The following is a 26,115-nucleotide window of genomic DNA, read 5'->3' as shown; positions in this document are numbered from 1 at the left end:
AGATGGTTCTCTACATTTCAGTATTAATGCGGCGATAGACAGCTGCTAAAAGGCTGTAGAGACCAAACGCAAAGAGCCCCAGGGCGACAAAGGCAAGCAACCATTGGCCGAAGGGTTGGCTGCGCAATGTGCTGAAGACTTCGCCCATACCACCTGCTTGATCGGGATTAATTTGGTAGGCCGCGATGATAAAAAAGCTCCCTACTATTAAAAAGACCAGACCGCGAACCACTAAGCCGAATCGGCAGATGGGGTAAGCCCATTGTTGAGTTTGTGGTGGCATCGCAAAATGTTTGTCGAATTTGGCCTTATAGCCTTTAACAGCGTGAGCCACGCCAACGCCAATCACAATTAACCCGGTCCCGCCTACCAACCAGCGGCCAAAGGGCTGTTGCATGAGCCAATCCGCTGCCCCTTGGGAGCCGCTGCCGGAACCACCCGAAGAACCCGCAAACTGAAAGATGAGCGTGGCGGCAAAAAAAGCTAGCAGCGTATGGGTGACGGCGCTGGCTAACAAGCCCGAACGAATGGCTAAGCCTTTGGCACCGTTGCCGTGATGGTCGGCGTCTTTGACGGCTTGGATCGTCCGCCACATAGCGTAGCCGACCAAACCCACAGCAATGAGACCTAGCATGATTTTTCCAAACGGGGCGGTGAGCACCCGTTCTAAAGCGCCCCGGCTGCCCTCGGTTTGGCCGCCTTGCCCAAAGGCTGCCAGGGCGGCGAGGCCACCCACTAATACATAAACGATGCCGCGTGACGCGTAGCCCATGCGAGCAAACAGGGTAATCGCATCACGATGGTCTGGGTTATTCATACGATTGGCCAAAGTGTCCTCCTGACGTTAATGGCATTGCGAATTCCTATGCAATCTGGCTTATCTAGAGCCTGTCTGGCGGCCCATACTGTGCGCGCGCTGTGCTATTGTCCAGCTTAGACTATGCTGCAATTTGAAGGGTATGTTCACCCGGTGTAGGGCCAAATGCGATGACATTCGCCTTCAGTATATTAGGGAGTCCGATAAGCGGATGAATCATGTATTGCCTATTTTCTGGCGTGATGAGCATATGCCACATGTCGAGCTGCGCAAGATAATGGATGCGCGGCAGGTGTGTTATGCACCACATAGTCATGCGCACTGGTCGCTGGGGGCGGTGACCGCCGGTGTCAGCACCTTTCTATATCGGGATGCATCGCATCAGATTAGCGCCGGTGACTTGGTCATGATGAACCCACACTGGGTACATGCCTGCAACCCAGTCGCTGATCAACCTTGGGCGTATTTAATGCTCTATGTCGACAGCTGTTGGTTGAGTGAACTACGTTATCAACTTGGTCTGCTGCCCTCCTTAGAGTGGCAAGACATCGCCACGGCGGTCATCCGCCAGCCTATTCTCTATACCCAGTTTTGCGAAATGGCCGATTGCTTATTGGATGAGCAAGGCACGATTGACCTCAAACAGCAGACATTAACAACTTATCTAACGACACTGATGATTGAACTGGCAGAAGAGCCGCCGCTGGCGCAACCGCCAACGCCAAAACTGCTGGCGCAGGTGGCGCATTATCTGCGCGAACACTGCGCACGCGATATTTCGCTGGATGATTTATCCCAACAAACGGGATACAGCGCGGGGCATCTGATTCGTTCGTTCAAGCAGCACTATGGCTTAACGCCTCATGCCTATCTGATCAACCAACGCATTCAGCTAGGACAAGCGGCGTTAAGGCAAGGCCAACCGATTGTTGAGGCGGCACTAACGGCGGGGTTTAACGATCAGCCCCATTTTCAACGTACGTTCAAGCGGCTGGTAGCTGCTACGCCAAATCAATACCGCGCACCCTTATTCAAAAAGTAGAAATAACGCGCTGCCTGCCAAGCCTGCTGCCAGGCAGCGATTGATCGTTAGTAGCACCACGGAGCGGTGCATATAGCGTTTTAGAAATACCCCCGCGTAAACCCAGCTTGCCAGGGAAAGCCAACAGATTGGTAGATATAGAAGGGCAAACAGGCCAATCAGATAAGGGTCGTTACCATTGGTGTACGCGCCAATGCCCGCTGCCGAGGCCAGCCACGCTTTGGGGTTTAGCCACTGCATGGCAGCCCCAGTGAAAAAGCCAGGAGCTTTATGTGGGGTGTGTTCCCCTACATGGCCATTGTGCTGGAGCAAACGAACGCTTAGATAGAGTAAGAACACGATACCTGCCCATTTTAGCGCCTCCTCCAGCCAGGGCATCACATTCAGCAGCGAGTAGAGGCCTGCGCCAATACCAAGAAACAGCACGAGAAAGCCCAGCGTCGCCCCCGTCACGAAGATGAAACCTTTATGAATGGGGTAGTGGGTGCCGCTGCTTAAACAAACGATATTAACTGGCCCTGGTGAAATAGACGCCGCCAGAGCAAACGCCGACATGGGTAACAGTAGCGATGTGTTCATAATGTTCCTCCTGAAGGGAGGTGGCAGTTTGCGAGAGAGCGCTGTCGGCGTATTGCACAAAATTGATGCATGACTTGCGCAAGATTCGGGTGGGGTTTGGCGCCTTTGCTGGGTAAGCTGGAGCGTACATAAGCTCTACTCCGCAATGTGGCCCGTGAGAATGAAGCGATGAACGACTACGCCCGGATTGAAAAAGCCATGGCCTTTATGGTGGCGAATGCCGCCCAGCAGCCCAGTTTGGAAACGGTGGCGGCAACGGTGCATTTGAGCGCGTTCCATTTCCAACGGCTGTTTTGCCGCTACGCAGGCATCAGCCCGAAGCGCTTTCTACAGGCGCTGACGCTGGCGCGGGGTAAGCAGCTGATTGCTTCTGCCCAGAGTCTAACCGATACCGCCCAGGCGCTGGGGCTAAGCGGTGGTTCGCGGCTTTACGATCATTTTGTGACGCTGGAAGCGGTGACGCCGGGGGAATTCAAGCGCCAAGGGGAGGGCGTGGAGATTGCCTATGGCGTGCATCCCACGCCGTTTGGCGAGGTGTTGGTGGCGGCTACCCCCAGGGGAATTTGCCGCATGGGTTTTATTGCCGCCACACCAGAGGCGGATATTCTTACTCAGCTGGCCGCTGATTGGCCGCGCTGCACGTTGCGCCACCAGCCAGACGCCACCCGTTATGCGGTCGAGGCGCTGTTTGAGCCACAACACGACGCCGCGACGGGGGCGCTGTCGCTGCACGTTAGCGGTACCAACTTCCAGATTAACGTTTGGCGAGCGCTGCTGATGATTCCTGATGGGCAGCTTGCCAGCTACTCCCATATTGCGCAGGCGCTGGGGTCGCCAAAATCGTCTCGTGCAGTGGGTAATGCCGTCGGTGCTAACCCGATAGCCCTATGGATTCCCTGCCACCGGGTGATTCAACAAAGCGGCGCGCTGGGCGGCTACCGCTGGGGCATTGAAACCAAGCAGCAGGTGCAAGCATGGGAAGCCGCCCAACATTCTCCCTTGCTTGAAAGTGAGCAGTGAACTAGTGCCCAAACACCGACCAGCCGGTATCTTGCACAAACATTTCCAGTGCACGTGTACCCAACAGGCTGTTGCCGTATTTATCCAAACCGGGTGACCACACGGCCAACGCACCACGTCCAGGTGCAACTGCTAAAATGCCGCCACCTACACCACTTTTGCCCGGCAGGCCGACACGGAAAGCGAACTCTCCCGACGCATCGTAGTGGCCGCACATCATCATCAGCGAGTTAATCCGTCGCGCCCGCTGGGGTGATACCACGCGCAGGTTGCTAGGGCGGTTAACGCCGTCTGAGGCTAGGAACAGACCCGCATGGGCAAGCTGCTCGCAGCTCATGGCGATGGCGCACTGGTGGAAGTAGGTGCCCAGCACTTTGTCGACATCGTGGCGCAGATGGCCAAAGGCTTTCATAAAATGGGCAAGCGATGCATTGCGGTCTTTGTGCTGCATTTCTGAGGCGGCGACTTGATGGTCAAAGCAGATACTGCTGTCGTCAGCAATGTAACGCACAAAGCTCAATATTTCCGCCAGGGTCTCTTTGGGTTCGTGGCCCATCATAATGGCATCCACTACCGCAATGGCCCCGGCGTTGATAAATGGGTTACGCGGTTTACCTCCCTCATGCTCTAACTGAACAATTGAGTTAAACGGGTCGCCGGAAGGCTCGCGGCCGACCTTAGACCACAGCCCGTCGCCCCATTTGCCCAGTGCGATGGTCAGTGTGAATACTTTGGAAATACTCTGGATTGAGAACGGCGTGGTGGCGCAGCCCGCAGAGAAGCGCTGGCCATCTATGGTGGCCAAGCTAATCGCAAACTGGTTTGGATCGACATGGGCTAATTGTGGGATGTAGTCCGCTACTTTGCCCCGCTCAGTTTCCAGGGCAAGTTGGGTGGCAATGTCGTTAAGCAACTCTTGCATGAAATCCATCGTCGTATGGCAGCGTGGGGGGGGGGGCCGCTACCCTAGCGGAAAATGCTGAGGCTGTCTGCTGATGTATGCCCCTTCAGCACGACATTACGCCCGTTTAGAGTGACATTGATGTTAAAAAGCGCCAAAGGGCCTCCTCATGCATGGCGCCTAATTTAATTGAGCGATAAGCGGTGTTTCTGGTGGCTTTCTTATTGATTTAAGAAGTGGCACGTCACTTTAAGACGCGTAATCTTTAAAATAACCGGTAGCTTAATTAGGTGTTTTATCTATAAATATAATATCAATCAGCTTTATTTAATTCTATTAAGCGTTCTATTTGATGATTTTTTTCATGCTTTTATTAACTTGATTCGTTATTTTTATCAGTATTTAATGCTCCGGCGTCTCATCCCCTGCATTGAAACGAGTAACGAATCCCATGTTTACTTTAATTAAATACCTAGGTGGCCCTCATGTTTGAGCGCCGCCCTCTCTTCCTAGCGGTAGGGGTCGCGTTCGGCACGCTGTCATTATCAGGATGTGGTTCAAGTGGCGGTGGCGGTGGCGGTGGCGGTGGCGGTGGCGGTGGCGACAGCAGCCAAGGCACACATACGCCTAGTTTGAGTGTCAGCCAAGCTCCGGCAACGCTTGAGCCTGGTTTGGTAAGAGTGGCGGTGGCTGATAGTGCGTTCGATGTCGCCTCCATCATTAACAGCGAGCGAGTGATCGACAGTTTAGATGTTTATAGCGGAACATCAGATGTTAGTGGTTTTGATGAGTGGCACGGCAATGCCGTTTCCTCCGCGATTACTAGCGGCAATTTGGGTAATGCCCGCTTAGACCTGCTGAAAGTAGAAGATAGCCTAGGTAATACCTACAGTAACGCACTCGATTACGCTATTGGTGAAGCGGCCAGTCGCGGTGCCAGGGTAATTAACGCGAGCTTTTCCCGCCGCTTAGAGGCCAGTGACCCCAGGCTTTCTTTTAATGGGGTGACTTCGGCTACCTCTTACCAGCGTGTTGTTGATGCTAACGGCGGTAAAGGCGCGATTTACGTGGTGAGCGCCGGTAATACCGGTCGCGCTATCGACACCCAGGGTAACCCTATTTACACAAGCCAGCCTGGGCTTTACGAGATGATGCTAATCGCTGTGGGTACCACGGCGAATGGCAATATTCATCCGGCGAGTAGTTACCCAGGGGACGATGCTCAGTTGCAGGCGCGCTCTATTGGAACGGATTTCGTCAACCGAAGGGTGGGCGCTCAGGGCACGTCGATTTCAGCGGCACAAATTTCTGAGTATGCCGCGGGGATTGCGGGGCAATGGCCACATTTAACGGCTCAGCAGGCTAGCCAGCGCCTGTTGGATACGGCAAGCCAGGAGAGCGCCCTTTTTCAGCAGAATAACTGCGGCGCTAGCGGCACGCTTAACTGCGGTGCCTTCTATTTAGGCCAAGGCATTGCTGATATTGACGCTGCCCTTGCGCCTGAAGGCGATCTGCTCGTCAGCCAAAGTCAGCGTGTGGCAGAGGGCGGAGCGCTGGCCGGTGCCTCTTATCTGCAGCTTTCCGATGCCTATGGCGATGCGATTTCCACTTCGCGCGTACTAGAGAATGTGGTGGCATTTGACGCACTGGGGCGAGATTATGCCATTGATTTAGGGCACAATACGCAGCCCCGCACCGCACGGGCCGTCCAGCTTCGCGATCAGATGCAGCAGATGGCTAGCGCCTCCTCATCGCAAGCGACCACCCAGACGGCTATTGAGGGCAATTATCGCTTTACCACCAGCAGCACCGCCTACGGTGAGCTACTGTCCAGCCGTTTTGACGGCACCTTCGGCAACGCACAGCTCAGTGCCTTTCGTTTTTCAGGCGATCAGTCCAGCCCCATGGGCAACTACGCAGAGCTAGGCATGATGCCCATGATCTCGTTTCAGGCGGGCTCGGCGCTCACCCAGGCTTTTGAGCAGGTTGATGGCATCGAAACCCGCTATGCGGTCGGCGAACGGCTCAGTATGACGGCCTCCCATTGGGCGGGGAATGTTGCAGACGATGTGGCCAGTGACTACCAGGCACAGCGCTCCGACGTAGGACTTGCATGGCAAATCGCTCCAGGGCTGAGTATCGACAGCTATGTCGGCCAGCTGACCGAGCAGCAGGGCTTATTGGGCGCTAACGGCAGCGGCGCACTGGGCTTGGGTGACGATAATCAGATGCGCTTTGTGGGCATTAGCTTGCAGGCCCAGGTGGATGGCTTCCGTGGTTTTGCGGAATTCGAACAGGGGCAGGGCAGCGCGACTGGCAGCGGCCTTCTGACCCGTGTGGACAGCATGCGCGCGCAGCAAATGGCGTTAGGTCTACAGTGGCAAGGTGAGAGTGAGCGCGCCGATCGCTGGGCACTCACCTTGCGCCAGCCGCTGCGCATTGACAGCGCCACGGCGAACTTCGATGTGCCCGTAGGGCGCCGCTTGGATGGCAGCGTAGTGCGTGAGACGCGAAGCGCCTCACTTGAGCCGTCTGGTCGCCAGCTCGACATCGAGCTGGGCTATGGGTTTGCGGCCAGTGCGCGCAGCCAGTGGCAGTTCAACCTGCTGCATACCCGAGAGCCGGGCCACGATGCTGACGCTTCGAGTGATTCAGCGGCCATGGTGAACTACACCTACGCTTGGTAATAGGCGCGCTATGACCACACTGATGATTCAAGGCACCACCTCAGATGCAGGAAAAAGCACCGTGGTAGCGGGGCTTTGCCGTGTGCTCAAACGCCGTGGCATCTCTGTAACCCCGTTTAAGCCGCAAAATATGGCGCTGAACAGTGCGGTGACCAGCGATGACGGTGAAATTGGTCGTTCCACCGCGCTACAGGCCCAGGCAGCGGGTGTCGCTCCTCACAGTGATATGAACCCGGTACTGCTAAAACCGGAAACTGACCGGGGCGCTCAGGTGATTCTGCGCGGCAAGGTGTATGGGCATATGGACGCGTTGGACTATCACGCCTTCAAACGCACTGCCCAAGAGAGCGTGATGGCGGCGTGGCAAGCGCTGGAAAGCCGCTTCGATGTGATCATTGCCGAAGGTGCAGGTAGCCCAGCGGAAATTAATCTGCGCAAAGGCGATATTGCCAATATGGGCTTTGCGGAGGCCGCCGACTGCCCGGTACTGCTGGTGGGCGATATTGACCGTGGCGGCGTGTTTGCCCAGCTGGTCGGCACGCTGGCGCTCTTGAGTGACAGTGAACAGGCACGTACCAAAGGCTTTATTATCAACCGTTTTCGGGGCGATATTGCGCTGCTGGAGCCAGGGCTTGAGTGGTTAGAAGCGCGTACCCAAAAGCCCGTGCTGGGTACGCTGCCGTATCTTCAAGGCTTGCTGCTAGATGCCGAAGACAGCATCGGCACCGTCCAGGCTGAAAAAGAGCGCCAAACGCTCAACGTCATCGTGCCTGCGCTGCCGCGCATCAGCAACCACACGGATTTCGATCCGCTGCGTCTGCATCCACAGGTATCGCTCAGCTTTATCGGGCCGGACCAACCCATTCCCCCCGCCGATGTGATCGTGCTTCCCGGCAGTAAAAGCACCGCCAGCGATTTAGCCTGGCTAAAGCGCCAAGGCTGGGACGCGGCAATGACGCGCCACCTGCGCTACGGCGGCAAAGTGCTGGGCATTTGCGGCGGCTTTCAAATGCTAGGAGAGTGGGTGGATGACCCCGATGGGCTGGAAGGCAAGCCTGGAAGAGTCACCGGGTTGGGGCTTTTACCGCTGACCACGCGTATGGTGCCCGGCAAGCAGCTTCGCAACGTGGGCGGCGTGCTGGTGGGGGGAACAGCAAAGGTGGAAGGGTACGAGATTCACAACGGCGTTAGTGAAGGCCCGGCACTGAGCAGGCCGCTATTTGATTTAGGCACCCATCTAGATGGTGCCGTCAGTGAGGATGGCCAAGTAATCGGCACTTACCTGCACGGCCTGTTTGACCACCCAGAAGTCTGCCAAGCGCTGCTTACCAAGCTTGGGTTAGCCGAAGCAGGGCGCGTCGATTACAACACTCACCGCGAACAGGCCCTGGAGCGCTTGGCCGATACGCTAGAAGAGCATCTGGATATTGACGCGGTGTTGGGGTTATTAAAGTGATAACAAGGATTATTCCGCTGCGGTGTCTTTCTTAGGGCGCTGCGCCATCAGCGTGATTTCCACCGAGCTACCGCCGCAAAGGTGGGGTGATTCCGTGCAGGTGCGGGCCGGATAACGGCCTGGTTCGAAAAACTCCGCATAGACACTGTCCAGCGCGCTGATCTGTTTTAAATCTGCTAAATGTATATCGACTCTCACCACATCCGCTAAGCTGCCACCCTCTTGCTCTAGCATGCGCTCAAGCTTGTGCATTACTAGCTGTGTTTCCTCTTTAACGTTGCCAAGTGTCGCTTGACCATTAGAAATGTCGGCAACGGTAAGGCCTGAAATAAACACATAGTGGTCATCAATGACCATATGGCTGCCCGGAAAGCTGGGCTTGGGAAGCGTGGGATCGTTATTAAACTGTGGCATTCGTTCTCCTTAACGACAAAATAGCCGTTTCGCCTCCCATGCGACTATGGTTGTTGAATGTGGTTCCCTTTTATTAATAGGGTGGTGATTGCGATGGCTTTGCTCTAGGCTGGCGAGCTTTTAAAACGCGCCAGAGTCGTTTTGGCGTCACGTTCAAGCGCAAAGAGAGAGCGTAATGAAGGTAGTCCATGTAAGTCAGAGTAAGCCGCGCGATGCGTGTTTGGCTAAGTTGTGTGCAGAAGTGTATGGCCAACAGGCAGGCCTAACACCGCTAGTGGTCTTTACCGGTACTAAAAACGTACTGTTTGCCCAAGAAGGCGCACGCCTTTTGGCGGGGGTGGACGGTTCGGGCAAGCCCCTGGCGTTGGCGCTGCTGGTGCTGGACGAGACAGGCCAGGGTATGACCGTTACCCACGCATGTGAATTTAAACAGGGCGCTAAAGCGCGCTTAATCAGTGAGCTTAGCTTAAAAGCGCCGCTGCGTGTCGAGGTGGATAATGCTCAAGAGGAAGCGTTTTACCAGCAGTGCGGTATTAAGCGCTGGTTTGATGGAGAAGGTAAACGGATCGGTTTAGGCGCACGCCACCCTGCTAAACGCATCGATGAGTTAGCGCCCACGTTGGTGTTGGACGAGACGCTCATTTTGCGCCGATTTAAGCATGATCCCAGCGCGTTTTCTGAGGCTAAGGAAGCATTTTTGCTGGGTTTGAATAACGTCCCTAGTACGCTTTGAGCCTAAGGCCGCCGCGATAAGCCAGGCGGCTTTTTCTCTATAAGACTAAAAGATAACGTTTACGTTAACGTCGTTTTGCTGTGAGCTGTTGTTTGCCAATAAGCGTTATCTTAACAAGTTTTAGCCGATTTTAGGGGTATTTGCTGCTTATTAAGCGGTTATGCTTTTGTGATTGCTTCACGGTTAGACGTTGTTTGGCAAAGCCATGCACGAAAGGTCGAATGTTATCTTGATTAATAGCTGAGTAAAAAGCACTTCACTAACAACAACAATACTCAAGGATATTAATAATGAATAACCAGACACCGTGAGGAAACGCTGTGCTGCTCAAACGTAAATATGGGGAAGAACATCCCTACTGGCCCGTAGGCCCCTTCAAAGTTCGCTTGCCTTTTATCCATTTCCGTTGGGAAATACCCGAGACCATTCAAGCGCTGGTCATGTTTGTTATCGGGCTGGGGATGATTCCGCTGTTAGAGCAGTACTTAGGGCTTCCCTATGAAGTAGCGCTCGCGTATGTCGTGGTGTGTGGTATCGGTTTTATTCTGCCTCCCTTGCTTGGGGTGCCTTTTGTCGCCGGGTGGATTACCCCGGCTATTCCCGTGGTGCTACTTTTTATAGGCCAGTTTGAGCCGGGGCCAGACGCCATCCGTGCGATGGTGGCGCTGCAGCTGATGGTCACGGCGATTTTCTTGTTCATGGCCGTGACGCGCTTAGGTACGAAACTGGTTAACAGCGTGCCGGACTCCATTAAAGCGGGCATTTTGCTCGGCGCAGGTATCGCGGCAATTAGTGGCGAAATCAGCGTGGGCGGCCGGCTATATGAAACGCCCATCTCGCTAGGCATTGGCGGCTTGTTAACGCTCTATGTCCTCTTTTCGCTCTCGTTTCGTGACCTGACGGAAAAATTCCGCTGGGCGCGTAATATCGCTGCCTATGGCATGGTGCCGGGTATGTTAATCACCATGGCCATTGGCTGGGGGGTAGCGGAGTACCCCATGCCTAAGGTGGAGTGGGGCATTGCCATTCCTGACTTTGGCGGTATTTGGGCCTACTTGCCGTTTACCATTGGTGCGCCGGGTATTGACCTGTTAGTTGCGGCCATTCCCACCGCGATTATCGCTTACATTATTGCCTTTGGTGACATCATTGTCGGGCAGAGTCTGATTAAGCGTGTGGATCATTTGCGCCCCGATGAAAAAATCGAGGTCAACGTTGATCGTGTTCACCTGATTACCGGCTTGCGCAACCTAATGCACTCTCTATTTGCGCCTTACCCGGGCTTAGCAGGGCCGCTTTTTACCGGTGCGATGGCCACCATTGCTGAACGCTACCGGTATGGTCGCGGTGCTATGGATACTATTTACTCCGGCGCATCGGTGTTCTGGATAGTCGGCTTTTTGGCGCTGTTCTTACTGCCGCTGGTAACGCTATTTCGTCCGGTATTGCCTATTGCGCTGTCGATTACCCTACTGATTACCGGCTACCTGTGTATCGCGGTGGCGGTAGAGCAGATCAAAAACGCAACGGCCATGGGGGTCGCTGGCATTATGGGGGTGGTGTTGGCCACGCACGGCGCTGCATGGGGCTTAGGTATTGGGGTCATTCTTTATTTTATGATTGAGCATCGTTCGCGCAGCCATGCGGAAGATGAAGCCGATGAGCCTATCCACGTAGAAGAGGATATGCCCGTAGAAGCAGAGGAAAAGCCGGTGAGCTAGTGAAGCAAAACACTGGTTTAGAAGAAACCGGTCTAAAAGATGCTGTTTCAACGCCGGCTGGTTGCAAAACTAGCCGGTTTTCTTTGCAACTTTTCGCTGCAACGAGGTGTTCCATTTTAAGCAACAAAAATGCGCATTGTTGTCACGATGTTGTTTGTTTAGCCCGGTAAAATGCATGCGTATTAACGGTTGCTGAAGAGGATGAAGCGCATGGCGCTAGCGATTAGGGATACCGACTCCCGCTATGGTGTGGTGAGCAGGGCGTTACACTGGGCGATGGCGCTGCTGTTTGTATGGCAATTTAGCAGTGCAGCGGCGCGCGTTTTCTTTGAAGACACCGCGCTTGAGTCTTTTTTATGGGGTACTCACAGCCAACTGGGCGTTGTGCTCCTGGTGCTGGTTGTTCTTCGAGCTGTTTGGGCGCTGGCAAACGTATCGCGGCGTCCGCCGTCGGTGAGCGTGATGGCTAAACTGGGTCATTTGGCACTGTATAGTTTGATGATAGCGGTACCCACCATTGCACTCATCCGCCAATACGGTTCAGGCCGTTCGCTGGATGTGTTGGGGGTTAACCTAATGCCGGGCTTTGAGGGTGAAAAAATTGCCTGGATGACAGACCTTGGCAGCTTGCTACACGGCGAGCTAGGCTGGGCGATGTTGGCGCTGATCGTCGGCCATATCGTGATAGCAGTGTTGCACCGCAGACTAACCAATCACGATGTGCTAAAGCGAATGGTGTAACTGGCTAGCGTGGCCATTCAGCGTATGTAAAGCGCGCCCCGCTATGAAGCGGGGCGCATTTTTTTTGCCTTCTCTATCTACTTGGCCAACTGGCGCATGGCGGTTTCTAGGCCTTCCATCGTCATTGGGTACATGCGGTCTTCGATGATTTCGCGGATCAGCTGGGTAGAGTACGTATACTCCCAGGCGCGCGGTGGCATAGGGTTAAGCCACGCTAGTCGCGGAAACGTATCGGTCAGGCGCTTAAGCCATACGCCACCCGCTTCGTCGTTAAAGTGCTCCACACTACCGCCACGGTGCGTTATTTCGTAGGGTGACATGGCGGCATCGCCCACAATCACGACTTGGTAATCCGCGCCGTAGGTGTGCAGCACATCCATAGTGGGAATACGCTCGTTGCCCCGGCGCTGGTTATTGCGCCAAACGCCTTCGTATAAGCAGTTATGAAAGTAGTAGTGCTCCAGGTGTTTGAACTCTGAGCGGGCCGCCGAGAAAAGCTCTTCACACACGCGAATATGGTCATCCATGGAGCCGCCCACATCTAAAAACAGCAGCACTTTAACGGCGTTATGGCGCTCCGGGCGCATCTGCACGTTGAGTAGCCCACCATCTTTGGCGGTTTCGCGGATGGTGCTGTCCACGTCAAACTCTTCTAACGCCCCTTGGCGAGCGAATTTGCGCAGCCGCCGCAGGGCCATTTTGATATTGCGGGTGCCGAGTTCCAGCGAGTCGTCGTAATCCCGAAAGCGCCGTTCGTCCCACACCTTGGTGGCACGGCGGTGGCGCGAGCCATCCTGACCAATGCGAATGCCCTCAGGGTTGTAGCCATACGCCCCAAAGGGGCTGGTGCCGCCGGTGCCAATCCATTTGTTGCCGCCCGCGTGGCGCTCTTTTTGCTCTTCCAGGCGTTTTTTAAACGTCTCGATGAGTTCTTCTAAGCCACCCAGGGACTCGATCTTGGCTTTCTCTTCGTCGGTCAGCTGTTTTTCAAACTCCCGGCGCAGCCACTCATCAGGTATCAACGCTTCAATGGCTGAATTCATGTCTTCCAGGCCTTTAAACCAGGCGGCAAAGGCACGGTCAAAGCGGTCAAAGTAGCGTTCATCTTTGACCATGACCGTGCGAGCCACCTGATAAAACGCCTCCATATCGGCAAACACCACGCCGCGCTCGACCACGGCGTGAAGATCCAATAGCTCGCGCAGTGAGACGGGCACACCCGCGCGTTTGAGGGCATCAAACAGACCAATAAACATGGCTTAGCGCCCGCTGTTTTTCTGGCGGCGCATCATAAACGCCAGGCGCTCTAGCAGGTGGGTGTCCTGCTCGTTTTTAACCAGCGCGCCCGCCATGGGAGGTAGGGCTTTTGACGGGTCGCGGTTATACAGCTCTTCCTGGGCTAGCTCGTCGGCCATTAACAGCTTGAGCCAATCCACCAGCTCTGAGGTAGAGGGTTTTTTCTTGAGCCCTGGAACATTACGCAGATCGAAAAATACGTTTAACGCTTCGCTGACCATTCGTGGTGCTATATCGGGGAAGTGGACATCCACAATGGCCTGCATGGTGTCGCGGTCGGGAAATTCGATGTAGTGGAAAAAGCAGCGGCGTAGGAAGGCATCCGGCAGCTCTTTTTCGTTATTGGAGGTGATCACGATAATCGGGCGCTGTTCCGCACGAATGGTTTCGCCGGTTTCGTAAACGTGGAACTCCATACGGTCCAGCTCTTGGAGCAGGTCGTTAGGGAATTCGATATCGGCTTTGTCGATCTCATCGATCAGCAGTACGACACGCTCGCCTGCGGTAAACGCTTCCCACAGCTTGCCGGGCTTGATGTAGTTACCGACATTTTCCACCCCTTCAACGCCCAGCTGAGAGTCGCGCAGGCGGCTCACCGCATCGTACTCATACAGCCCCTGGGCGGCTTTGGTGCTGGACTTGATGTGCCAGGTAATCAGCTGAGTGCCTAACGACTCCGCAAGCTCCTCAGCCAGCAGGGTTTTACCGGTACCGGGCTCACCCTTGATAAGTAGTGGACGCTGCAGCACAACGGCGGCATTGACCGCCTGTTTGAGTGCATCCGTTGCGATGTAAGAAGAGGTTGAATCAAACGCCATGGGGAAGTGCCTCGGCTTGTCGAAACGCGTTGTTTAAAAATAGATTCAAACAAGTGTACGTGAGGGTAAACCTCAAGGCCAACGAGTGGATAGGGCCACTGCCTCTTAAAGGCACAGAAACTAGCCCTGCCAGTTGGGGGGCACAATCCTCTGGCGCTGCATTTGCCGATATACCGTGGGGCGCGAAACACCTAGCTCGCGGGTACTATTGCCGATGGTGTCTAAAGACAAACTGGGTGATTGGTTTGAAAAGCGGTCGTTGCTGCTCACATTAATCACGCCACTTGACGCATTGTGAGGCAGAGGCACCTCAAAATGTGTCGTGCTGGTGCATTTTTTTTGTTGCAGTGCGTTAAAAATCATTGAAACACGAATGGTGTTTTTTTAAGTTATTGTTTATTAATGTTTATTAAAAAAATGGCACGCAGCTCGCAATATGTTAGGTGAGAGGCAAATGAATAGAGGGATCGTTAAAAGTACTTGAGACAACCCTCTCCCTTCTTTGCCAAGTCGCTACGGCAATTGTCCGTTTTGCGATACATCGAGTGAGCTGGCGTGCTCCACCTAGTCCCCTTCGGGGGACTTTTTTTTTGCCTGTTATCTCTGAGTTACCGCTTAGAGCGCAGTGTTGCGAAAAAAAAAACTTATATTAAAGTTGCACAAGGATTTTTAAGCGCTGAAATCTAGTATATATTGTATAACTAGCTAGTATCAGTAATAGATAAGCAGAAGCCGGCCTCCCGGCATCCCCCTGAGTTGAATGCAAGAGGATTGACCTAATGCGCAACATGACACTCATTTCTGCTGCCGTTATTTCAGCGGGTGCCTTAATGGCGGGACAAACAGCGTTTGCCTATGAAGCTGGCCATGCTTTCGCTCGCATTGGTGTGGCCCAAACGGATACCGGCTCGGGTAACGGTAACGTAGGTGATGCATCACTGAATGTGCAAAGCGCTCGTGGCTTAACCTTTGGTGCTGGCTATCTATTTTCTGACAAGGTGGGAATGGAGCTAAACAGCTCAGAAAAATTCGAGCATGATTTAAACGTTACACCTGGGGGCGATGTTGGCAGCGTCGACCGTTTGCCTGTTAACTTGCTCATTAACTACTACCCGATGGGTGGCCTGAACGCTAACGTTCAGCCCTACGTGGGGGCCGGTGTAAATTACACTCGCTTCTCGGGGGAGCCCGCTGGCCTGAGCATTGATGAAAGCTACGGACTGGTAGGACAGGCAGGCATTGACCTGGCTGTCACACGCAACATGATGCTCAATGGCTTTATCAACTATGCAGACGTGAGTGCGGATATTGATGCCAATGGCGATACCATTGGTAAAGCAAAGATTGATCCGGTCACCGTGGGTGGCGGCGTGACTTATCGTTTCTAATCAGTAGGCCAAGTGTTTATACATCTAGTGTTTATACAGCCAATAACCAAAAGCTGTTTAGGCACCTATGGTGACAGCAACTTGCTAAAAGCGCCCGGTACCAGCCGGGCGCTTTTTTTGGAAAATTACTGCGCTGGCGTCAGGTTATCGTAGCCGCTTTCGGTCACCAGCACGTTGTCTTCAATGCGAATACCGCCGCAAGGCGTTAAGGCATCCACCAGTTCCCAATTAACCGGTAGTGATGTGTTACGCAGCGGTGCTAGCAGCATCGGGATAAAGTAGAGCCCGGGTTCAATGGTCACTACCATTCCTGTGCGCAGCGTTCGGGTGAGCCGAAGTGCCGGATGAAGCTCAGGGGCGGGAGCGGGTGTTCCGTCGGAGTGGCGCAGACCTGCTACATCGTGTACTTGAAGCCCTAACGAGTGCCCCAGCCCGTGGGGGCAAAAAGCACGCGTGACCCCTTCATTCACCGCTTCTTCTACGCTGCCTTTGAAGAGGTCGTGGGCGATTAATATCTCGCCTAGACGCTGGTGCATTTGCTCATGTAGAGCCACAAACTCAACGCCAGGTGCAATATGCTCAATAAGCACATCTTTAAGGCCGTGCATGGCGGTAATTAACTCGCCAAAAATGCTGGGTGCATCAGGGCCGGCGTGGGTTCTGGTGATATCTGCACAGTAGCCACGAAAGCGGCGACCTGCGTCTACCAACAGGCTATGACGCTGCTTGGGGGTATGCAGGTCATAGTGCTGGTAGTGCAGCACACCCGCGTGGCTATTGAGGCCAATAATATTTTGATACGGCACGTCGGATTCACGTTGACGACTGGCGCCGAGATAAGCCAGCTGAATATCCAGCTCCCCAGAAGCGCCGACAAACGCCGCTTGAGCGGCTTGGTGTCCGGCGATCGTTAAACGGTTTGCCTCACGCAGGCAAGCAACCTCATAGGGCGTTTTGAACAGCCGTAGCTCGTCCAGCGCGTGAATGAGTTCGCTGGGCTGATACTCTGCATGGATGCTTTGTTGTGTGTTGGTTTCTAGGTGTTTGACATCGCCGATCACCGCAGCACGGCCGATGAGTGGCGGCGTGATTTTGTCGTTGCATAGATGGATATCAAGCTCGGCTACCCAGGGCTCTTCAGGGAGGCTGGTGGGTAAATGCCAAAAGTCAGCCGGGGAATATAGATAAAGCTGCGGACGCTGTCCGGGTTGTATGACCAGCCAGCTATGCTGCACATTGGCAAGCCCTACCCAGTGCAGAAAGTGGCCATAGGCTTGAAAGGTGGGCGTTTGGTCATCGGCGAAATGGGCGTTGGCATGGCCGCTGTAAATAGCCAGACTGTCGATCCCTTGTGCTATCAAAATATCGCTATAGGCGCGCTGCAAATGTGCTAAGTGGTCTTGCTGTAACTTAAAAAGAGTGGTTGACATTACATGGTGTCCTTTCAATGTCGTGGTGAAGTGAGTTCACTCCATAGCCTGTCCAGTTCGGCATGATGCTGGCCTTGGTAGCGATATAAACGCAGCTCCATGGGCACATCCCAGCGGCTATCCCCAGCTCTTACCAAGGTGCCTTGTGCTAGCTCGGCGGCAATATTACGTTCTGGTAGCCAGCTCATGCCGTATCCAAGCAGGACGAGCTCTTTAATGCCTGCGGCATAGAGGTTTTCACTCTGTGCCGTTAAATAGGTGCTTTGCGGCATGCGGGCAAGATGGGCTTTCACAGCGGAGCCCAGCAGGCCGCGTTTTGGGTAGGCAAGCCACGGCGTTGGCTGTTGTCGCGTGCCGGGTAGAAGGGCGCAGGGCTCCCCTTGGCCAGTTAACCCAGTAACGGGAATCAAACGCTCGTGACCTATGACCTGATAGGTACATGCGCTGGTGTCCAGGTCTAAATCGCAGCGCTCTACAGGCCAGTAACACATGGCCAAGTCGCACTCTGCTCTAGCAAGTGCTTGAAAGTAGTCACTAGCGACCCATCCGGTGGCACGTAGATAGGGTTGTATCCGCTCTTGCCAGCCTGTTTTGGCTAACCATTCAGGTAAGAAGTGTGACAGTAGGCTTTGAGGCGCGGCCACCATAATTCGCCGCTGCTGCCCCGCGCTGATCTCTCGCACACGGTCGCGTGTTAGGCGAACACGGTCAGTCACCTGTTCGCATAGCGTTAGAAACTCTTCTCCCGCAGGGGTGAGTGACAGCGGCAGCGTTTGCCGATTAATCAGCGTGACGCCCATCTCCTCTTCCAGCAGCTTAATGCGCCGAGAGAACGTGGGCTGTGTCACGTGTTGCTCGTCGGCGGCGCGGGAGAAGTGTCGCGTTCTGGCCAGGGCAATAAAGTCTTCTAGCCAGCGAAGTTCCATGCCTTACCTCGTAGTGCTTTCAGGCGAGTTGCGTTATTGGAGGCCACCTTCATAGGCGGCCTTCCTCCACAGCGTGGCACGCGACGCGAGTGCCGTCATCCTGCGTCTGCAACATGGGAATCTCCTGCTTGCAGCGGGCGTTAGCGTAGGGGCAGCGGCCATGGAACACGCAGCCACTGGGTAAGTTGACAGGGGTAGGCACCTCGCCGGTTAAGCGGATGTGCTGCGGCCGGTCATCTTCCAAGCGCGGAATGGCGGAAAGCAGTGCCTGGGTATAGGGGTGGCGAGGTTTGGCAAAAAGCGTCGCCGTTGTCGCTACTTCGCACACCGTTCCTAGGTACATTACCGCTACCCGGGTGCCAAAATGTTCCACCACGGCTAAATCATGGGTAATGAATAGGTAGGTTAGATTGCGGTCGCGCTGGGCATCCATTAACAGGTTGAGCACCTGAGCCTGAATGGAGACATCTAATGCGGATATAGGCTCATCCGCGACGATAAATTCAGGGTCAACGGCCAAGGCCCGCGCGATGGCAATACGCTGGCGCTGACCACCTGAAAACTCGTGTCCAAAACGCTTGCCCCAGTCAGGATCAATGCCGACTGAGCTCATAACGTCTTGAACCTTACTGAGGATTTTTTCACGGCTCCAGTCTGGGTGGTGAAGGCGTAGAGGTTCTTCCAGGGTTTGCTGTATCGTCATGCGGGGGTTCAGCGATGCATAAGGATTTTGGAAAATCATTTGCATGCGTTTGCGATAGGGCAATAGCTGGCGCGAGCCCAGGTTATCGATACGCTGGCCATCGTAGCGTATCTCGCCTTCTGAAGGTGTAATCAGCCCCATCACCGTGCGCGCGACCGTTGATTTACCACAGCCGGACTCACCCACTACGCAAAGTGCTTCACCGCGTTTGATGTCTAAATTAACGCCGTTAATGGCATGCACGTATTCTTGGTGGCGAACCAGTTTGCCGCCTTTAAAACGCAGCTGGTCTAAAAAATCGCCCGATAGCGAAAAGCGCTTCTTTAGCCCTCGAATTTGCAGCAATGACTCGCTGCTTTCTTCGTTTTGCGTGGGCGTTGCGCCAAGGGTTTCTACCTGCGCACTCATTGGCTGTCCTCCTTTAAGCGGCGATCTTCGAGCATTTCAGCCACCATGTGGCAGGCCACGCGACAATTGCCAGATTCGACAAATTCAGGCACTTGCTGAGTGCAGGCGGGGCGAGGCTGCCCATCGGCGCGATTGATGAAATCGCAGCGCGGATGAAATGCGCAGCCGCTGGGCAGGTTAGAGAGTGACGGCATGCTGCCACGAATTTGATTGAGCTTTTCACCCGGGGTCGCCATTTGCGGCAGGGCGTTGATTAAGCCCTGGGTATAAGGGTGCTGGGGGTCATTAATAATCTCTCGGGTGGGCCCTTGTTCAATCACCCGGCCCGCATACATCACCAGCATGCGTTGCGTTACTTGGCTAACGACGCCCAGATCGTGGGTGATCAAAATAAGCCCTACATTGTGCTGCTCGCAGAGTTCCAGCAGCAGCGCCATGATTTCCGCTTGAATAGTCACATCGAGCGCCGTAGTGGGCTCGTCGGCAATGATAATGTCTGGGTCGAGCAACAGCGCGATGGCGATAATAATGCGCTGGCGCATCCCGCCGGAAAGCTCATGAGGGTACTGATCCAGACGCGTATCGGGGGAGGGGATTTGCACCTGACGCAGTTTGTCCAAGGCGATGGCGCGAGCCTCTTTGGAAGAAATGCGCCGGTGTGCCTTTAAGCACTCAACCATTTGTTCACCAATGGAGAGCACCGGGTTCAGGGTCATCATTGGGTCTTGGAAAATCATCGAAATGCGATTGCCGCGTACTTTACGCAGACCGCGTTCGGACATGTGGTTAAGCACCTGACCGTCAAACGTCACCGTGCCACCAGCGATAAAGCCCGGCTTGGCAATTAAGTTGAGCAGCGAAAACGCGGCAACCGACTTGCCCGCGCCGGACTCGCCGACAATACCCAGGCGCTCACCGCGCTCAAGGCTGAAACAGATATCGCGTAGGGCGTGTACGTCACCCTGACGTAGTGCAAAGCGTACATCGAGATTGTTGACTTCAAGTAGTGCCATGGTGTCCTCAGCCTTTGTAGAGTCGTGGGTTCATGACATCACGCAGCCAATCGCCGAGCAGATTGATTGACAGCACCAGCACCACGAGAACGGCACCCGGGATCAGAGTGATCCACCAAGAGCCTGACTGAATGTAGTCAAAGCCTGACTTAATCAGAGAGCCAAGCGAGGGGTGAGTTTCTGGCATTCCCAGCCCGAGAAACGATAGCGCCGCTTCAGAGATAATCGCGTTGGCGATCTGTACCGTAGAGATAACGAATATCGGTGACATCGTATTGGGCAGCACGTGGCGGAACATGATCCGTTTACTACGCAGCCCCATGACGCGGGCGGCATCAACGTACTCTTTGTTCTTTTCTGCCAGCACCGAGGCGCGCACGGTGCGTGCATATTGGGGCCATTCGGCCAAGCCAATAATCAGGATCAGCATCATTACCGCGTACTGACTATAAAAGGCACTGCCCATGGTCGCTTTGACCAACGCGCCCACCACGATAGCGACCATCAGCGTCGAAAAAGAGAGCTGAATGTCTGCCAGGCGCATCAAAATCGTATCGACGCGACCGCCCAGATAGCCCGCCATCAGGCCAAACGTGACGCCTAATAGGGCTTGCAGAATAACGGCCCCGAAACCAATCAGCAGTGAAACGCGGGTGCCATACAGCACAATCGACCACAAATCACGGCCTTGGGCATCAGTACCTAACGCGTAACGCTCATCGGCGCCGTCAACCCAAAAAGGCGGCAGCTCCGATGACATGATATCGATTTGCGCGAGATCGTAAGGGTCGGTCGGTGCTAGTAGTGGTGAGGCAAACGCGGCGATGACCATACAAACAAACACGGCCAAACACAGCTGAGCGGTGTAGTCGCGCTTGAAGCTATACCACATATAAGAGTCGCGCGCGCGCTTCCAGCGGCTAGGAGGAGCGCTCGCGGGGGAGGCGTTAGTTGTTGTGCTCATGCGGGCTTCCCAGTCAGTTTAACGGTGGGGTTTACCATGCCGTAGATGAGGTCCACGATGGTGTTGGTGACGACAAAAATCACGCCGACGATCATCAGGTACGTCACAATCAGCGGTATGTCAGCGCGGTTGATTGCATCCAAAAACATCAACCCCATACCCGGCCATTGGAAAACGGTTTCGGTCAAAATGGTGTACGCCACCATGGTGCCTATCTGCACGCCACCGACGGTAATGACTGGCAGCATGGTGTTTTTAAGGGCGTGGACAAAATAGACGCGGCGCATTGAAACCCCTTTAGCGCGGGCGTACTTAACGTACTCCGACTGAAGGACTTCCATCATCTCGGCGCGGATCAAGCGGATAAACAGCGGTAGCATAATAGAGGCCAGTGAGACTGCCGGTAATACTAAGTGCTGTAACCCGTTCCAGGTGGCTAAATTGGTATCCCAGTGGCCCACGACGTTAACGAGGTCATAACCACGGCCGAAGGACGGCATGTTGCCTTCGGTGGAGAAAAAGGCGTTTAGCCATGCGCCCCAGCCGGTACTTTCGGGGAACAGCGTAACGGTGACGCCGATGGCGAAAATTTGAATGAGTACGATCGCGGTTAAGAACACCGGAATCGAAATACCGATAATCGATATGCCCATAAATAGACGTGATATCGGTGAGCGCGGCTTGATAGCGCTATACACCCCAATGGGGACTGAAAACAATACAATAATCAGCGTGGCGGCAAATACCAGCTCTAAGGTGGCTGGTAAGTGACGGGCGATCACTTCTAACGCCGGTTCGCGGTAGAAGTACGAGTAGCCAAAATCACCTTGCACGGCGTTTTTAGCGAAACGAGCGTACTGCACCAGAAAGGGGTCATTGAGACCTAAGCGCTCGCGGATTTCTGCACGCTCGCTTTCGGGCACTGACTGGCCAACCATCTGTTGTACGGGATCACCCAGGTTATCCTGGATGGCGAAGGCCAATACGCTGATGACAAACATCACCAAAATCGCGTGCATCAGCCGCTTGATTAAAAAGGCAATCATGGCGTACGCCACCTATGTGAAGGGTTCATCAAAGGGAGTAGGGGCATGTTAAGCAGCGTTCTCTCAGCCTTAAACCGCGAACTAAAAGGCTTCGCCCCCAACGTGTTTAGGGAGCGAAGCATCCTTGCGGTTTATGTATTAGCTGTTAACGCTTAAGAGAAGCGTCGCGCTTAATCGTCGCTGCGATTAATGACCAAGTCACCCAGATAAGGGAAGTCGGTTGCGTTAACGACCGGCTCAATGTCGACACCGTCTGCTGCGGCATAGGCTAGGTTTTGCCAATGCAGCATGATGTAGCCAACATCTTCATACAGCATGGCTTCCGCTTCACGCAGCATTTCGTTGCGTTTTTCGAGATCGGTTTCGCTATCGGCTTCAGTGACGAGCGCATCGATCTCTTCGTTGCAGTAGCCACCGTAGTTGTACTGGCCAGCCCCGGTTTCCTCATCGAAACAGAAAGAGAGGTATTGGAAGAAGTTGGCGGTATCTTCGGTATCCGCGTGCCAGCCAATCATTGCCATGTCTGATTGACGAGTGTCGTATTCCGGCCAATATTGGGCTAATGGCATGGTGCGTAGGTCAACATCAATATTGATACGCGCTAACATGTTAGCCACGGCCTGGGCGATTTGCGCGTCATTAACGTAGCGGTTATTAGGCGCGATCATCTCAATGCTGAAGCCGTCTTCGTAGCCTGCTTCCGCCATAAGCTCCTGGGCACGCTCCAGATCGTAACGCGGAACCAGGTCAGGATTGTGGCCCGAGTAGCCTTCAGGAGAGAACTGGCCTGCAGGCGTTGCGAAACCGCGCATTAAGCGGTCGGCAATACCTTCTTGATTGATCGCTAAATCAACCGCTTGGCGCACGCGGGCGTCTTGGAAGGCTTCAACTCGCTCTTCATTGAGCTGGAAGCCGATGATGCGCGTACCGGGAATTTCATAAAGGTTTGCACCTTGGGCGTCGCGAACTCGGTCTAAATCGTTAGGCGGTACGGCATCAATAAAATCAACGCCGCCAGAGAGAAGCGCCGCAACGCGGGAGGCATTTTCAGCGATAGGCGTTAGCGTGATGCGTGAAACATTGCCTTCGGTTTCGGTATCCCAGTAATCTTCGAAACGCTCAAAGTCTACGCGTACGCCCTGGCGGCGGTCGGTGACGATGAATGGGCCGGTGCCGGAAACATTGCGCGAGGCAAAGGAGTTGCCCGCTTTGACGATTTCTGACTTGTCGTTTCCGTCGTCGGTTTGGCCGGTATAGAACTCGCTATCTTTTGGGAAGATATAGGTAGCCAAGTTGAGTAGCAGCGGGTAGGGCGCAGTGGTGGTGATTTCTACGGTGAAGTCATCAACCGCTTCAACGCTGGCTACCGGCTCAAAAATAGCGCGATAGTCAGGGCTCTCTTTCAGTCGCTCAATGGTCCATACCACGTCTTTGGCAGTAAATTCATTACCTGAGTGGAAGGTAACGCCTTCACGCAGCGTCATGCGCATGGTGGTTTCGTCCACTTGCTCCCACGCGGTGGCTAAGCGTGGCTCAAACTCAAAATCCTTGGTCCAGCGAACCAGTGGATCAAATGCCAGATGAGAGAAGCGCAGTACGCCGCCAGAAAGCTGCTCATGTAAATCGAGTGTTTCCGGGTCAGCGGAGTAGCCAATACGCAGTGTTTCAGCACTGGCTGCCATGGGTAACATTGCAGTGCCTGCAACCGCGGCGCCAATAACGGAAGCGAGTAGCGTTTTTTTGAACGTCATAATTGTTCCTATGAATGATTGTTTATTGTTCGTTTTACGCATTGGTCACGACGTTATTATTCATAGGTGACCAGTAAAACAGACACGGTCAGCTCGTAAGCTCTTTAGTTAACATAGAGAGTGCCCGTTGCGTCATACAATCGAAATAATGAGACGTATCATTCATATGCCGCATGAGATGGCTAAACGCGGCAGGGCGGCGCAGGGTGATTAGACGAAAGTTGGTGTTGCGGGCGGTGCGTAAGCAGGCCGGCTGGCCTGCTTAAAGTGGCTCTTAACCAAAACGCTGATGTAATAAGCGATTAATAGCATCTGACTCGTAAAGCCATTCATGCCGACCGTCTTCATGGGTGATTTTCAGGCAGGGAACCTTCACTTTGCCGCCGCCTTCTTGCAGGTCTTTTTTATGCTCAGGATCTAACTGTGCATCTCTTGTCTCAATATTTAGCCCCAGTCGAGCAATTTCTTTACGCACTTTGATACAAAACGGGCAGGTGCGAAATTGATACAGCGCTAAGCTTTTGCATGCTTGATCCACCTTCTCCTGCTCTTCTGGGGAGCGTTCTACCGACTTTGGCGTAGACAGCTTTTCTGAGATCAGCATGACCGGTGCGAGTAAAAGACGTACGCCGCGAAAAAAGTAACGAATCAAAATGCGCATGGATAGTTCCTCTGACCAACACCGTGGCTAGGCGATGTGGTTAAGTGGTTTATTAAATGGATGGGCGCATCCTGCAACAATACGCCGAATTTGTCACTTTCTAGCCCCGTGACGTGAAGCCGCAATGATGATGGGATGAGCAGCTTGGCTTAGCGTGCTAATCTCAGCAGCTATTTTCTACATGTTGTATCGGCTTTATACGGCAAAGATAAGGAACTACCCCATGCATCTCCATATTATCGGTATTTGTGGCACCTTTATGGGTAGCTTGGCGCTGCTCGCGCGAGAGCTGGGGCACCAGGTCAGCGGTTCTGATGCCAATGTTTACCCGCCCATGAGCACCCAGCTTGAACAAGCAGGGATTACGCTAATGGAAGGGTACCGGGCTGAAAATTTATCAGCGACCATGGATATGGTAGTGGTGGGTAATGCCCTCTCCCGGGGGAATCCTGAGGTAGAGGCGCTGCTGGATAGTCAGCTGCGCTACACATCCGGGGCGCAATGGCTAGCCGACTATGTGCTGCCAAATCGGCAAGTGATTGCGGTGGCCGGTACCCACGGTAAAACAACCACGGCAAGCCTATTGGCATGGCTTTTAGAGAGTGCAGGCCAAACCCCGGGGTTTTTAATTGGCGGTGTGCCGCGTAATTTTGGTGTGTCCGCTCGGCTAGGCAGCCCCGAAGCGCCATTTGTGGTTGAGGCGGATGAGTACGACACGGCTTTTTTTGATAAGCGCTCAAAATTTGTGCATTACCGCCCCACCATTGCGGTGCTGAATAACCTTGAATTTGATCATGCGGATATTTTTCCTGATCTAGCGGCTATTGAACGCCAGTTTCACCACCTGGTGCGCACGGTACCCGGTAAAGGCCAACTGCTTGTGGCCGACCAGCAACCGGCGTTAGAGCGTGTGCTAGCGATGGGGGCTTGGTCACCCGTAGAGCGCTTTGGCTGTTTAGCCACCAGCGAGTGGCAGCTAAGCTTGGAACGGCCGGATGGTAGTCGCTTTCAGGTGCTTTACCGTGGCGCTAACGGAGAAGAGGACGGTGTTGTCGAGTGGTCGTTAACCGGTGAGCACAACGCCCGTAATGCGCTAGCAGCGCTAGCGGCGGCGCATCGTTGCGGGGTTGATTTACCCCGAGCCTGTGCGGCGCTATCACGTTTTCAGACGCCACGACGCCGCCAAGAGGTGCGCGGTGAGGTAGGCGGGGTGCAGGTTATCGATGATTTCGCCCATCACCCAACCGCTATCGCCGCCACGTTACAAGGCCTACGTGCGGCCACCACCAGGGGCCGCTTGCTTGCCGTCATTGAGCCTCGCTCCAACACGATGCGCTTAGGCGCCCTGCGTGAGCGTTTAAAGGAGAGCGTTGCCGATGCGGATGCCGTGTTCTGGTTTCAACCTGAGGGCCTGGATTGGTCTATGGATGCGTTGGTAGCGGATCAGGGGGAGCGCGCTCATCTGTTTAGCGATATCAAGGCGCTGGTCGAGGCCGTTGTCACCCAAGCGTCACCGCAAGACCGTATTGTGGTCATGTCGAACGGTGGCTTTGAGGGTATCCACGAACGTCTATTAACTGCATTGGCCGCTAAGGAGTAA

General features: G+C 54.2%; 23 protein-coding genes. 9 read left to right on the top strand and 14 right to left on the bottom strand.

Features of this window, described 5'->3' with window-relative positions; all coding sequences use genetic code 11:
- Positions 1 to 10: 10 nt before the first annotated feature.
- Positions 11 to 829: a DUF1206 domain-containing protein gene (locus tag LOS15_RS07960; protein ID WP_263069421.1), complete on the bottom strand. Its 819-nt coding sequence runs from the start codon at positions 827 to 829 to the stop codon at positions 11 to 13.
- Between the two features lie 199 nt (positions 830 to 1,028).
- Between LOS15_RS07960 and LOS15_RS07955 the strand changes: the two genes are divergently transcribed.
- The gene (locus tag LOS15_RS07955) at positions 1,029 to 1,859 is read left to right on the top strand and encodes an AraC family transcriptional regulator (RefSeq protein WP_263069418.1); all 831 of its coding nucleotides are present in this window, start codon (positions 1,029 to 1,031) and stop codon (positions 1,857 to 1,859) included.
- On the opposite strand, the gene LOS15_RS07950 is transcribed toward LOS15_RS07955, so the two are convergent.
- Positions 1,845 to 2,438, bottom strand: coding sequence for a LysE family translocator (locus LOS15_RS07950; RefSeq protein ID WP_263069416.1), 594 nt, complete (start codon positions 2,436 to 2,438; stop codon positions 1,845 to 1,847). The two genes, LOS15_RS07955 and LOS15_RS07950, sit on opposite strands and share 15 nt — an antisense overlap.
- Positions 2,439 to 2,606: 168 nt before the next feature.
- On the opposite strand from LOS15_RS07950, the gene LOS15_RS07945 reads away from it, so the two are divergent.
- The gene (locus LOS15_RS07945) at positions 2,607 to 3,458 is read left to right on the top strand and encodes a methylated-DNA--[protein]-cysteine S-methyltransferase (protein ID WP_263069414.1); all 852 of its coding nucleotides are present in this window, start codon (positions 2,607 to 2,609) and stop codon (positions 3,456 to 3,458) included.
- Between the two features lies 1 nt (position 3,459).
- On the opposite strand, the gene LOS15_RS07940 is transcribed toward LOS15_RS07945, so the two are convergent.
- A complete protein-coding gene (locus tag LOS15_RS07940; RefSeq protein WP_263069412.1) occupies positions 3,460 to 4,380 on the bottom strand; it encodes a glutaminase in 921 nt (306 codons plus the stop codon).
- A gap of 464 nt (positions 4,381 to 4,844) precedes the next feature.
- Here LOS15_RS07940 and LOS15_RS07935 point away from each other — a divergent pair, with 464 nt between their 5' ends.
- Together LOS15_RS07935 and LOS15_RS07930 are read left to right on the top strand one after the other, a co-directional pair.
- Entirely contained in the window at positions 4,845 to 7,046 is a 2,202-nt protein-coding gene (locus tag LOS15_RS07935; protein ID WP_263069411.1) for a S8 family serine peptidase, read from the top strand.
- Positions 7,047 to 7,056: 10 nt separating this feature from the next.
- Positions 7,057 to 8,502, top strand: coding sequence for a cobyric acid synthase (locus LOS15_RS07930; RefSeq protein WP_263069408.1), 1,446 nt, complete (start codon positions 7,057 to 7,059; stop codon positions 8,500 to 8,502).
- A 9-nt stretch (positions 8,503 to 8,511) separates the two neighbouring features.
- On the opposite strand, the gene LOS15_RS07925 is transcribed toward LOS15_RS07930, so the two are convergent.
- Positions 8,512 to 8,916, bottom strand: a complete 405-nt coding sequence (locus LOS15_RS07925) for a RidA family protein (RefSeq protein ID WP_263069406.1) — start codon at positions 8,914 to 8,916, stop codon at positions 8,512 to 8,514.
- A 175-nt stretch (positions 8,917 to 9,091) separates the two neighbouring features.
- Between LOS15_RS07925 and LOS15_RS07920 the strand changes: the two genes are divergently transcribed.
- The 3 genes from LOS15_RS07920 to LOS15_RS07910 all read left to right on the top strand — a co-directional run bounded on the left by LOS15_RS07920 (position 9,092) and on the right by LOS15_RS07910 (position 12,111).
- Positions 9,092 to 9,649 carry a hypothetical protein gene (locus LOS15_RS07920; protein ID WP_263069404.1) on the top strand — a complete coding sequence of 186 codons (558 nt, stop codon included), beginning with the start codon at positions 9,092 to 9,094 and terminating at the stop codon, positions 9,647 to 9,649.
- Positions 9,650 to 9,969: 320 nt separating this feature from the next.
- Positions 9,970 to 11,370, top strand: a complete 1,401-nt coding sequence (locus LOS15_RS07915; RefSeq protein WP_263069402.1) for a xanthine/uracil/vitamin C permease — start codon at positions 9,970 to 9,972, stop codon at positions 11,368 to 11,370.
- A gap of 210 nt (positions 11,371 to 11,580) precedes the next feature.
- Positions 11,581 to 12,111 (top strand): cytochrome b, encoded by a 531-nt coding sequence (locus tag LOS15_RS07910; RefSeq protein WP_263069400.1) that lies wholly within the window; start codon positions 11,581 to 11,583, stop codon positions 12,109 to 12,111.
- A 77-nt stretch (positions 12,112 to 12,188) separates the two neighbouring features.
- Here LOS15_RS07910 and LOS15_RS07905 read toward each other — a convergent pair whose 3' ends face one another.
- The gene (locus LOS15_RS07905) at positions 12,189 to 13,367 is read right to left on the bottom strand and encodes a vWA domain-containing protein (RefSeq protein WP_263069398.1); all 1,179 of its coding nucleotides are present in this window, start codon (positions 13,365 to 13,367) and stop codon (positions 12,189 to 12,191) included.
- 3 nt (positions 13,368 to 13,370) lie between these two features.
- Positions 13,371 to 14,225, bottom strand: coding sequence for an AAA family ATPase (locus LOS15_RS07900; RefSeq protein ID WP_263069397.1), 855 nt, complete (start codon positions 14,223 to 14,225; stop codon positions 13,371 to 13,373).
- 779 nt (positions 14,226 to 15,004) lie between these two features.
- Between LOS15_RS07900 and LOS15_RS07895 the strand changes: the two genes are divergently transcribed.
- Positions 15,005 to 15,613, top strand: coding sequence for an OmpW/AlkL family protein (locus LOS15_RS07895; RefSeq protein WP_263069395.1), 609 nt, complete (start codon positions 15,005 to 15,007; stop codon positions 15,611 to 15,613).
- Positions 15,614 to 15,738: 125 nt separating this feature from the next.
- Here LOS15_RS07895 and pepQ read toward each other — a convergent pair whose 3' ends face one another.
- The 8 genes from pepQ to LOS15_RS07855 form a co-directional block, all read right to left on the bottom strand.
- The gene (pepQ, locus tag LOS15_RS07890; protein WP_263069393.1) at positions 15,739 to 17,043 is read right to left on the bottom strand and encodes a Xaa-Pro dipeptidase; all 1,305 of its coding nucleotides are present in this window, start codon (positions 17,041 to 17,043) and stop codon (positions 15,739 to 15,741) included.
- 14 nt (positions 17,044 to 17,057) lie between these two features.
- The gene (locus LOS15_RS07885) at positions 17,058 to 17,969 is read right to left on the bottom strand and encodes a LysR family transcriptional regulator (RefSeq protein ID WP_263069392.1); all 912 of its coding nucleotides are present in this window, start codon (positions 17,967 to 17,969) and stop codon (positions 17,058 to 17,060) included.
- Between the two features lie 49 nt (positions 17,970 to 18,018).
- Positions 18,019 to 19,080, bottom strand: coding sequence for an ABC transporter ATP-binding protein (locus LOS15_RS07880; protein ID WP_263069390.1), 1,062 nt, complete (start codon positions 19,078 to 19,080; stop codon positions 18,019 to 18,021).
- A complete protein-coding gene (locus tag LOS15_RS07875; protein ID WP_263069389.1) occupies positions 19,077 to 20,093 on the bottom strand; it encodes an ABC transporter ATP-binding protein in 1,017 nt (338 codons plus the stop codon). The genes LOS15_RS07880 and LOS15_RS07875 overlap by 4 nt, the downstream gene beginning before the upstream one ends.
- A 7-nt stretch (positions 20,094 to 20,100) precedes the next feature.
- Positions 20,101 to 21,057 carry an ABC transporter permease gene (locus LOS15_RS07870; RefSeq protein ID WP_263069387.1) on the bottom strand — a complete coding sequence of 319 codons (957 nt, stop codon included), beginning with the start codon at positions 21,055 to 21,057 and terminating at the stop codon, positions 20,101 to 20,103.
- Positions 21,054 to 22,103: an ABC transporter permease gene (locus LOS15_RS07865; protein WP_263069385.1), complete on the bottom strand. Its 1,050-nt coding sequence runs from the start codon at positions 22,101 to 22,103 to the stop codon at positions 21,054 to 21,056. The genes LOS15_RS07870 and LOS15_RS07865 overlap by 4 nt, the downstream gene beginning before the upstream one ends.
- Positions 22,104 to 22,273: 170 nt before the next feature.
- On the bottom strand, positions 22,274 to 23,854 hold the full coding sequence (locus LOS15_RS07860) for an ABC transporter substrate-binding protein (protein WP_263069383.1): 1,581 nt from the start codon (positions 23,852 to 23,854) through the stop codon (positions 22,274 to 22,276).
- Positions 23,855 to 24,128: 274 nt separating this feature from the next.
- A complete protein-coding gene (locus LOS15_RS07855; RefSeq protein WP_263069382.1) occupies positions 24,129 to 24,515 on the bottom strand; it encodes a glutaredoxin family protein in 387 nt (128 codons plus the stop codon).
- Between the two features lie 223 nt (positions 24,516 to 24,738).
- Here LOS15_RS07855 and mpl point away from each other — a divergent pair, with 223 nt between their 5' ends.
- On the top strand, positions 24,739 to 26,115 hold the full coding sequence (mpl, locus tag LOS15_RS07850; protein ID WP_263069381.1) for a UDP-N-acetylmuramate:L-alanyl-gamma-D-glutamyl-meso-diaminopimelate ligase: 1,377 nt from the start codon (positions 24,739 to 24,741) through the stop codon (positions 26,113 to 26,115).

Source organism: Halomonas sp. 7T (assembly GCF_025643255.1).
Taxonomy (GTDB): domain Bacteria; phylum Pseudomonadota; class Gammaproteobacteria; order Pseudomonadales; family Halomonadaceae; genus Vreelandella.
This window is presented reverse-complemented; position numbering and strand designations above follow the sequence as displayed.

Excerpts from the sequence above, each read along its gene's own strand:
- LOS15_RS07930 (WP_263069408.1), top strand. The coding sequence starts at position 7,057 with ATGACCACACTGATGATTCAAGGCACCACCTCAGATGCAGGAAAAAGC.
- LOS15_RS07895 (WP_263069395.1), top strand. The coding sequence starts at position 15,005 with ATGCGCAACATGACACTCATTTCTGCTGCCGTTATTTCAGCGGGTGCC.
- LOS15_RS07910 (WP_263069400.1), top strand. The coding sequence starts at position 11,581 with ATGGCGCTAGCGATTAGGGATACCGACTCCCGCTATGGTGTGGTGAGC.
- LOS15_RS07925 (WP_263069406.1), bottom strand. The coding sequence starts at position 8,916 with ATGCCACAGTTTAATAACGATCCCACGCTTCCCAAGCCCAGCTTTCCG.
- LOS15_RS07855 (WP_263069382.1), bottom strand. The coding sequence starts at position 24,515 with ATGCGCATTTTGATTCGTTACTTTTTTCGCGGCGTACGTCTTTTACTC.
- mpl (WP_263069381.1), top strand. The coding sequence starts at position 24,739 with ATGCATCTCCATATTATCGGTATTTGTGGCACCTTTATGGGTAGCTTG.
- LOS15_RS07885 (WP_263069392.1), bottom strand. The coding sequence starts at position 17,969 with ATGGAACTTCGCTGGCTAGAAGACTTTATTGCCCTGGCCAGAACGCGA.
- LOS15_RS07945 (WP_263069414.1), top strand. The coding sequence starts at position 2,607 with ATGAACGACTACGCCCGGATTGAAAAAGCCATGGCCTTTATGGTGGCG.
- LOS15_RS07900 (WP_263069397.1), bottom strand. The coding sequence starts at position 14,225 with ATGGCGTTTGATTCAACCTCTTCTTACATCGCAACGGATGCACTCAAA.
- LOS15_RS07920 (WP_263069404.1), top strand. The coding sequence starts at position 9,092 with ATGAAGGTAGTCCATGTAAGTCAGAGTAAGCCGCGCGATGCGTGTTTG.
- LOS15_RS07865 (WP_263069385.1), bottom strand. The coding sequence starts at position 22,103 with ATGATTGCCTTTTTAATCAAGCGGCTGATGCACGCGATTTTGGTGATG.
- LOS15_RS07870 (WP_263069387.1), bottom strand. The coding sequence starts at position 21,057 with ATGAGCACAACAACTAACGCCTCCCCCGCGAGCGCTCCTCCTAGCCGC.
- LOS15_RS07875 (WP_263069389.1), bottom strand. The coding sequence starts at position 20,093 with ATGGCACTACTTGAAGTCAACAATCTCGATGTACGCTTTGCACTACGT.
- LOS15_RS07880 (WP_263069390.1), bottom strand. The coding sequence starts at position 19,080 with ATGAGTGCGCAGGTAGAAACCCTTGGCGCAACGCCCACGCAAAACGAA.
- LOS15_RS07940 (WP_263069412.1), bottom strand. The coding sequence starts at position 4,380 with ATGCAAGAGTTGCTTAACGACATTGCCACCCAACTTGCCCTGGAAACT.
- pepQ (WP_263069393.1), bottom strand. The coding sequence starts at position 17,043 with ATGTCAACCACTCTTTTTAAGTTACAGCAAGACCACTTAGCACATTTG.
- LOS15_RS07935 (WP_263069411.1), top strand. The coding sequence starts at position 4,845 with ATGTTTGAGCGCCGCCCTCTCTTCCTAGCGGTAGGGGTCGCGTTCGGC.
- LOS15_RS07860 (WP_263069383.1), bottom strand. The coding sequence starts at position 23,854 with ATGACGTTCAAAAAAACGCTACTCGCTTCCGTTATTGGCGCCGCGGTT.
- LOS15_RS07905 (WP_263069398.1), bottom strand. The coding sequence starts at position 13,367 with ATGTTTATTGGTCTGTTTGATGCCCTCAAACGCGCGGGTGTGCCCGTC.
- LOS15_RS07950 (WP_263069416.1), bottom strand. The coding sequence starts at position 2,438 with ATGAACACATCGCTACTGTTACCCATGTCGGCGTTTGCTCTGGCGGCG.
- LOS15_RS07955 (WP_263069418.1), top strand. The coding sequence starts at position 1,029 with ATGAATCATGTATTGCCTATTTTCTGGCGTGATGAGCATATGCCACAT.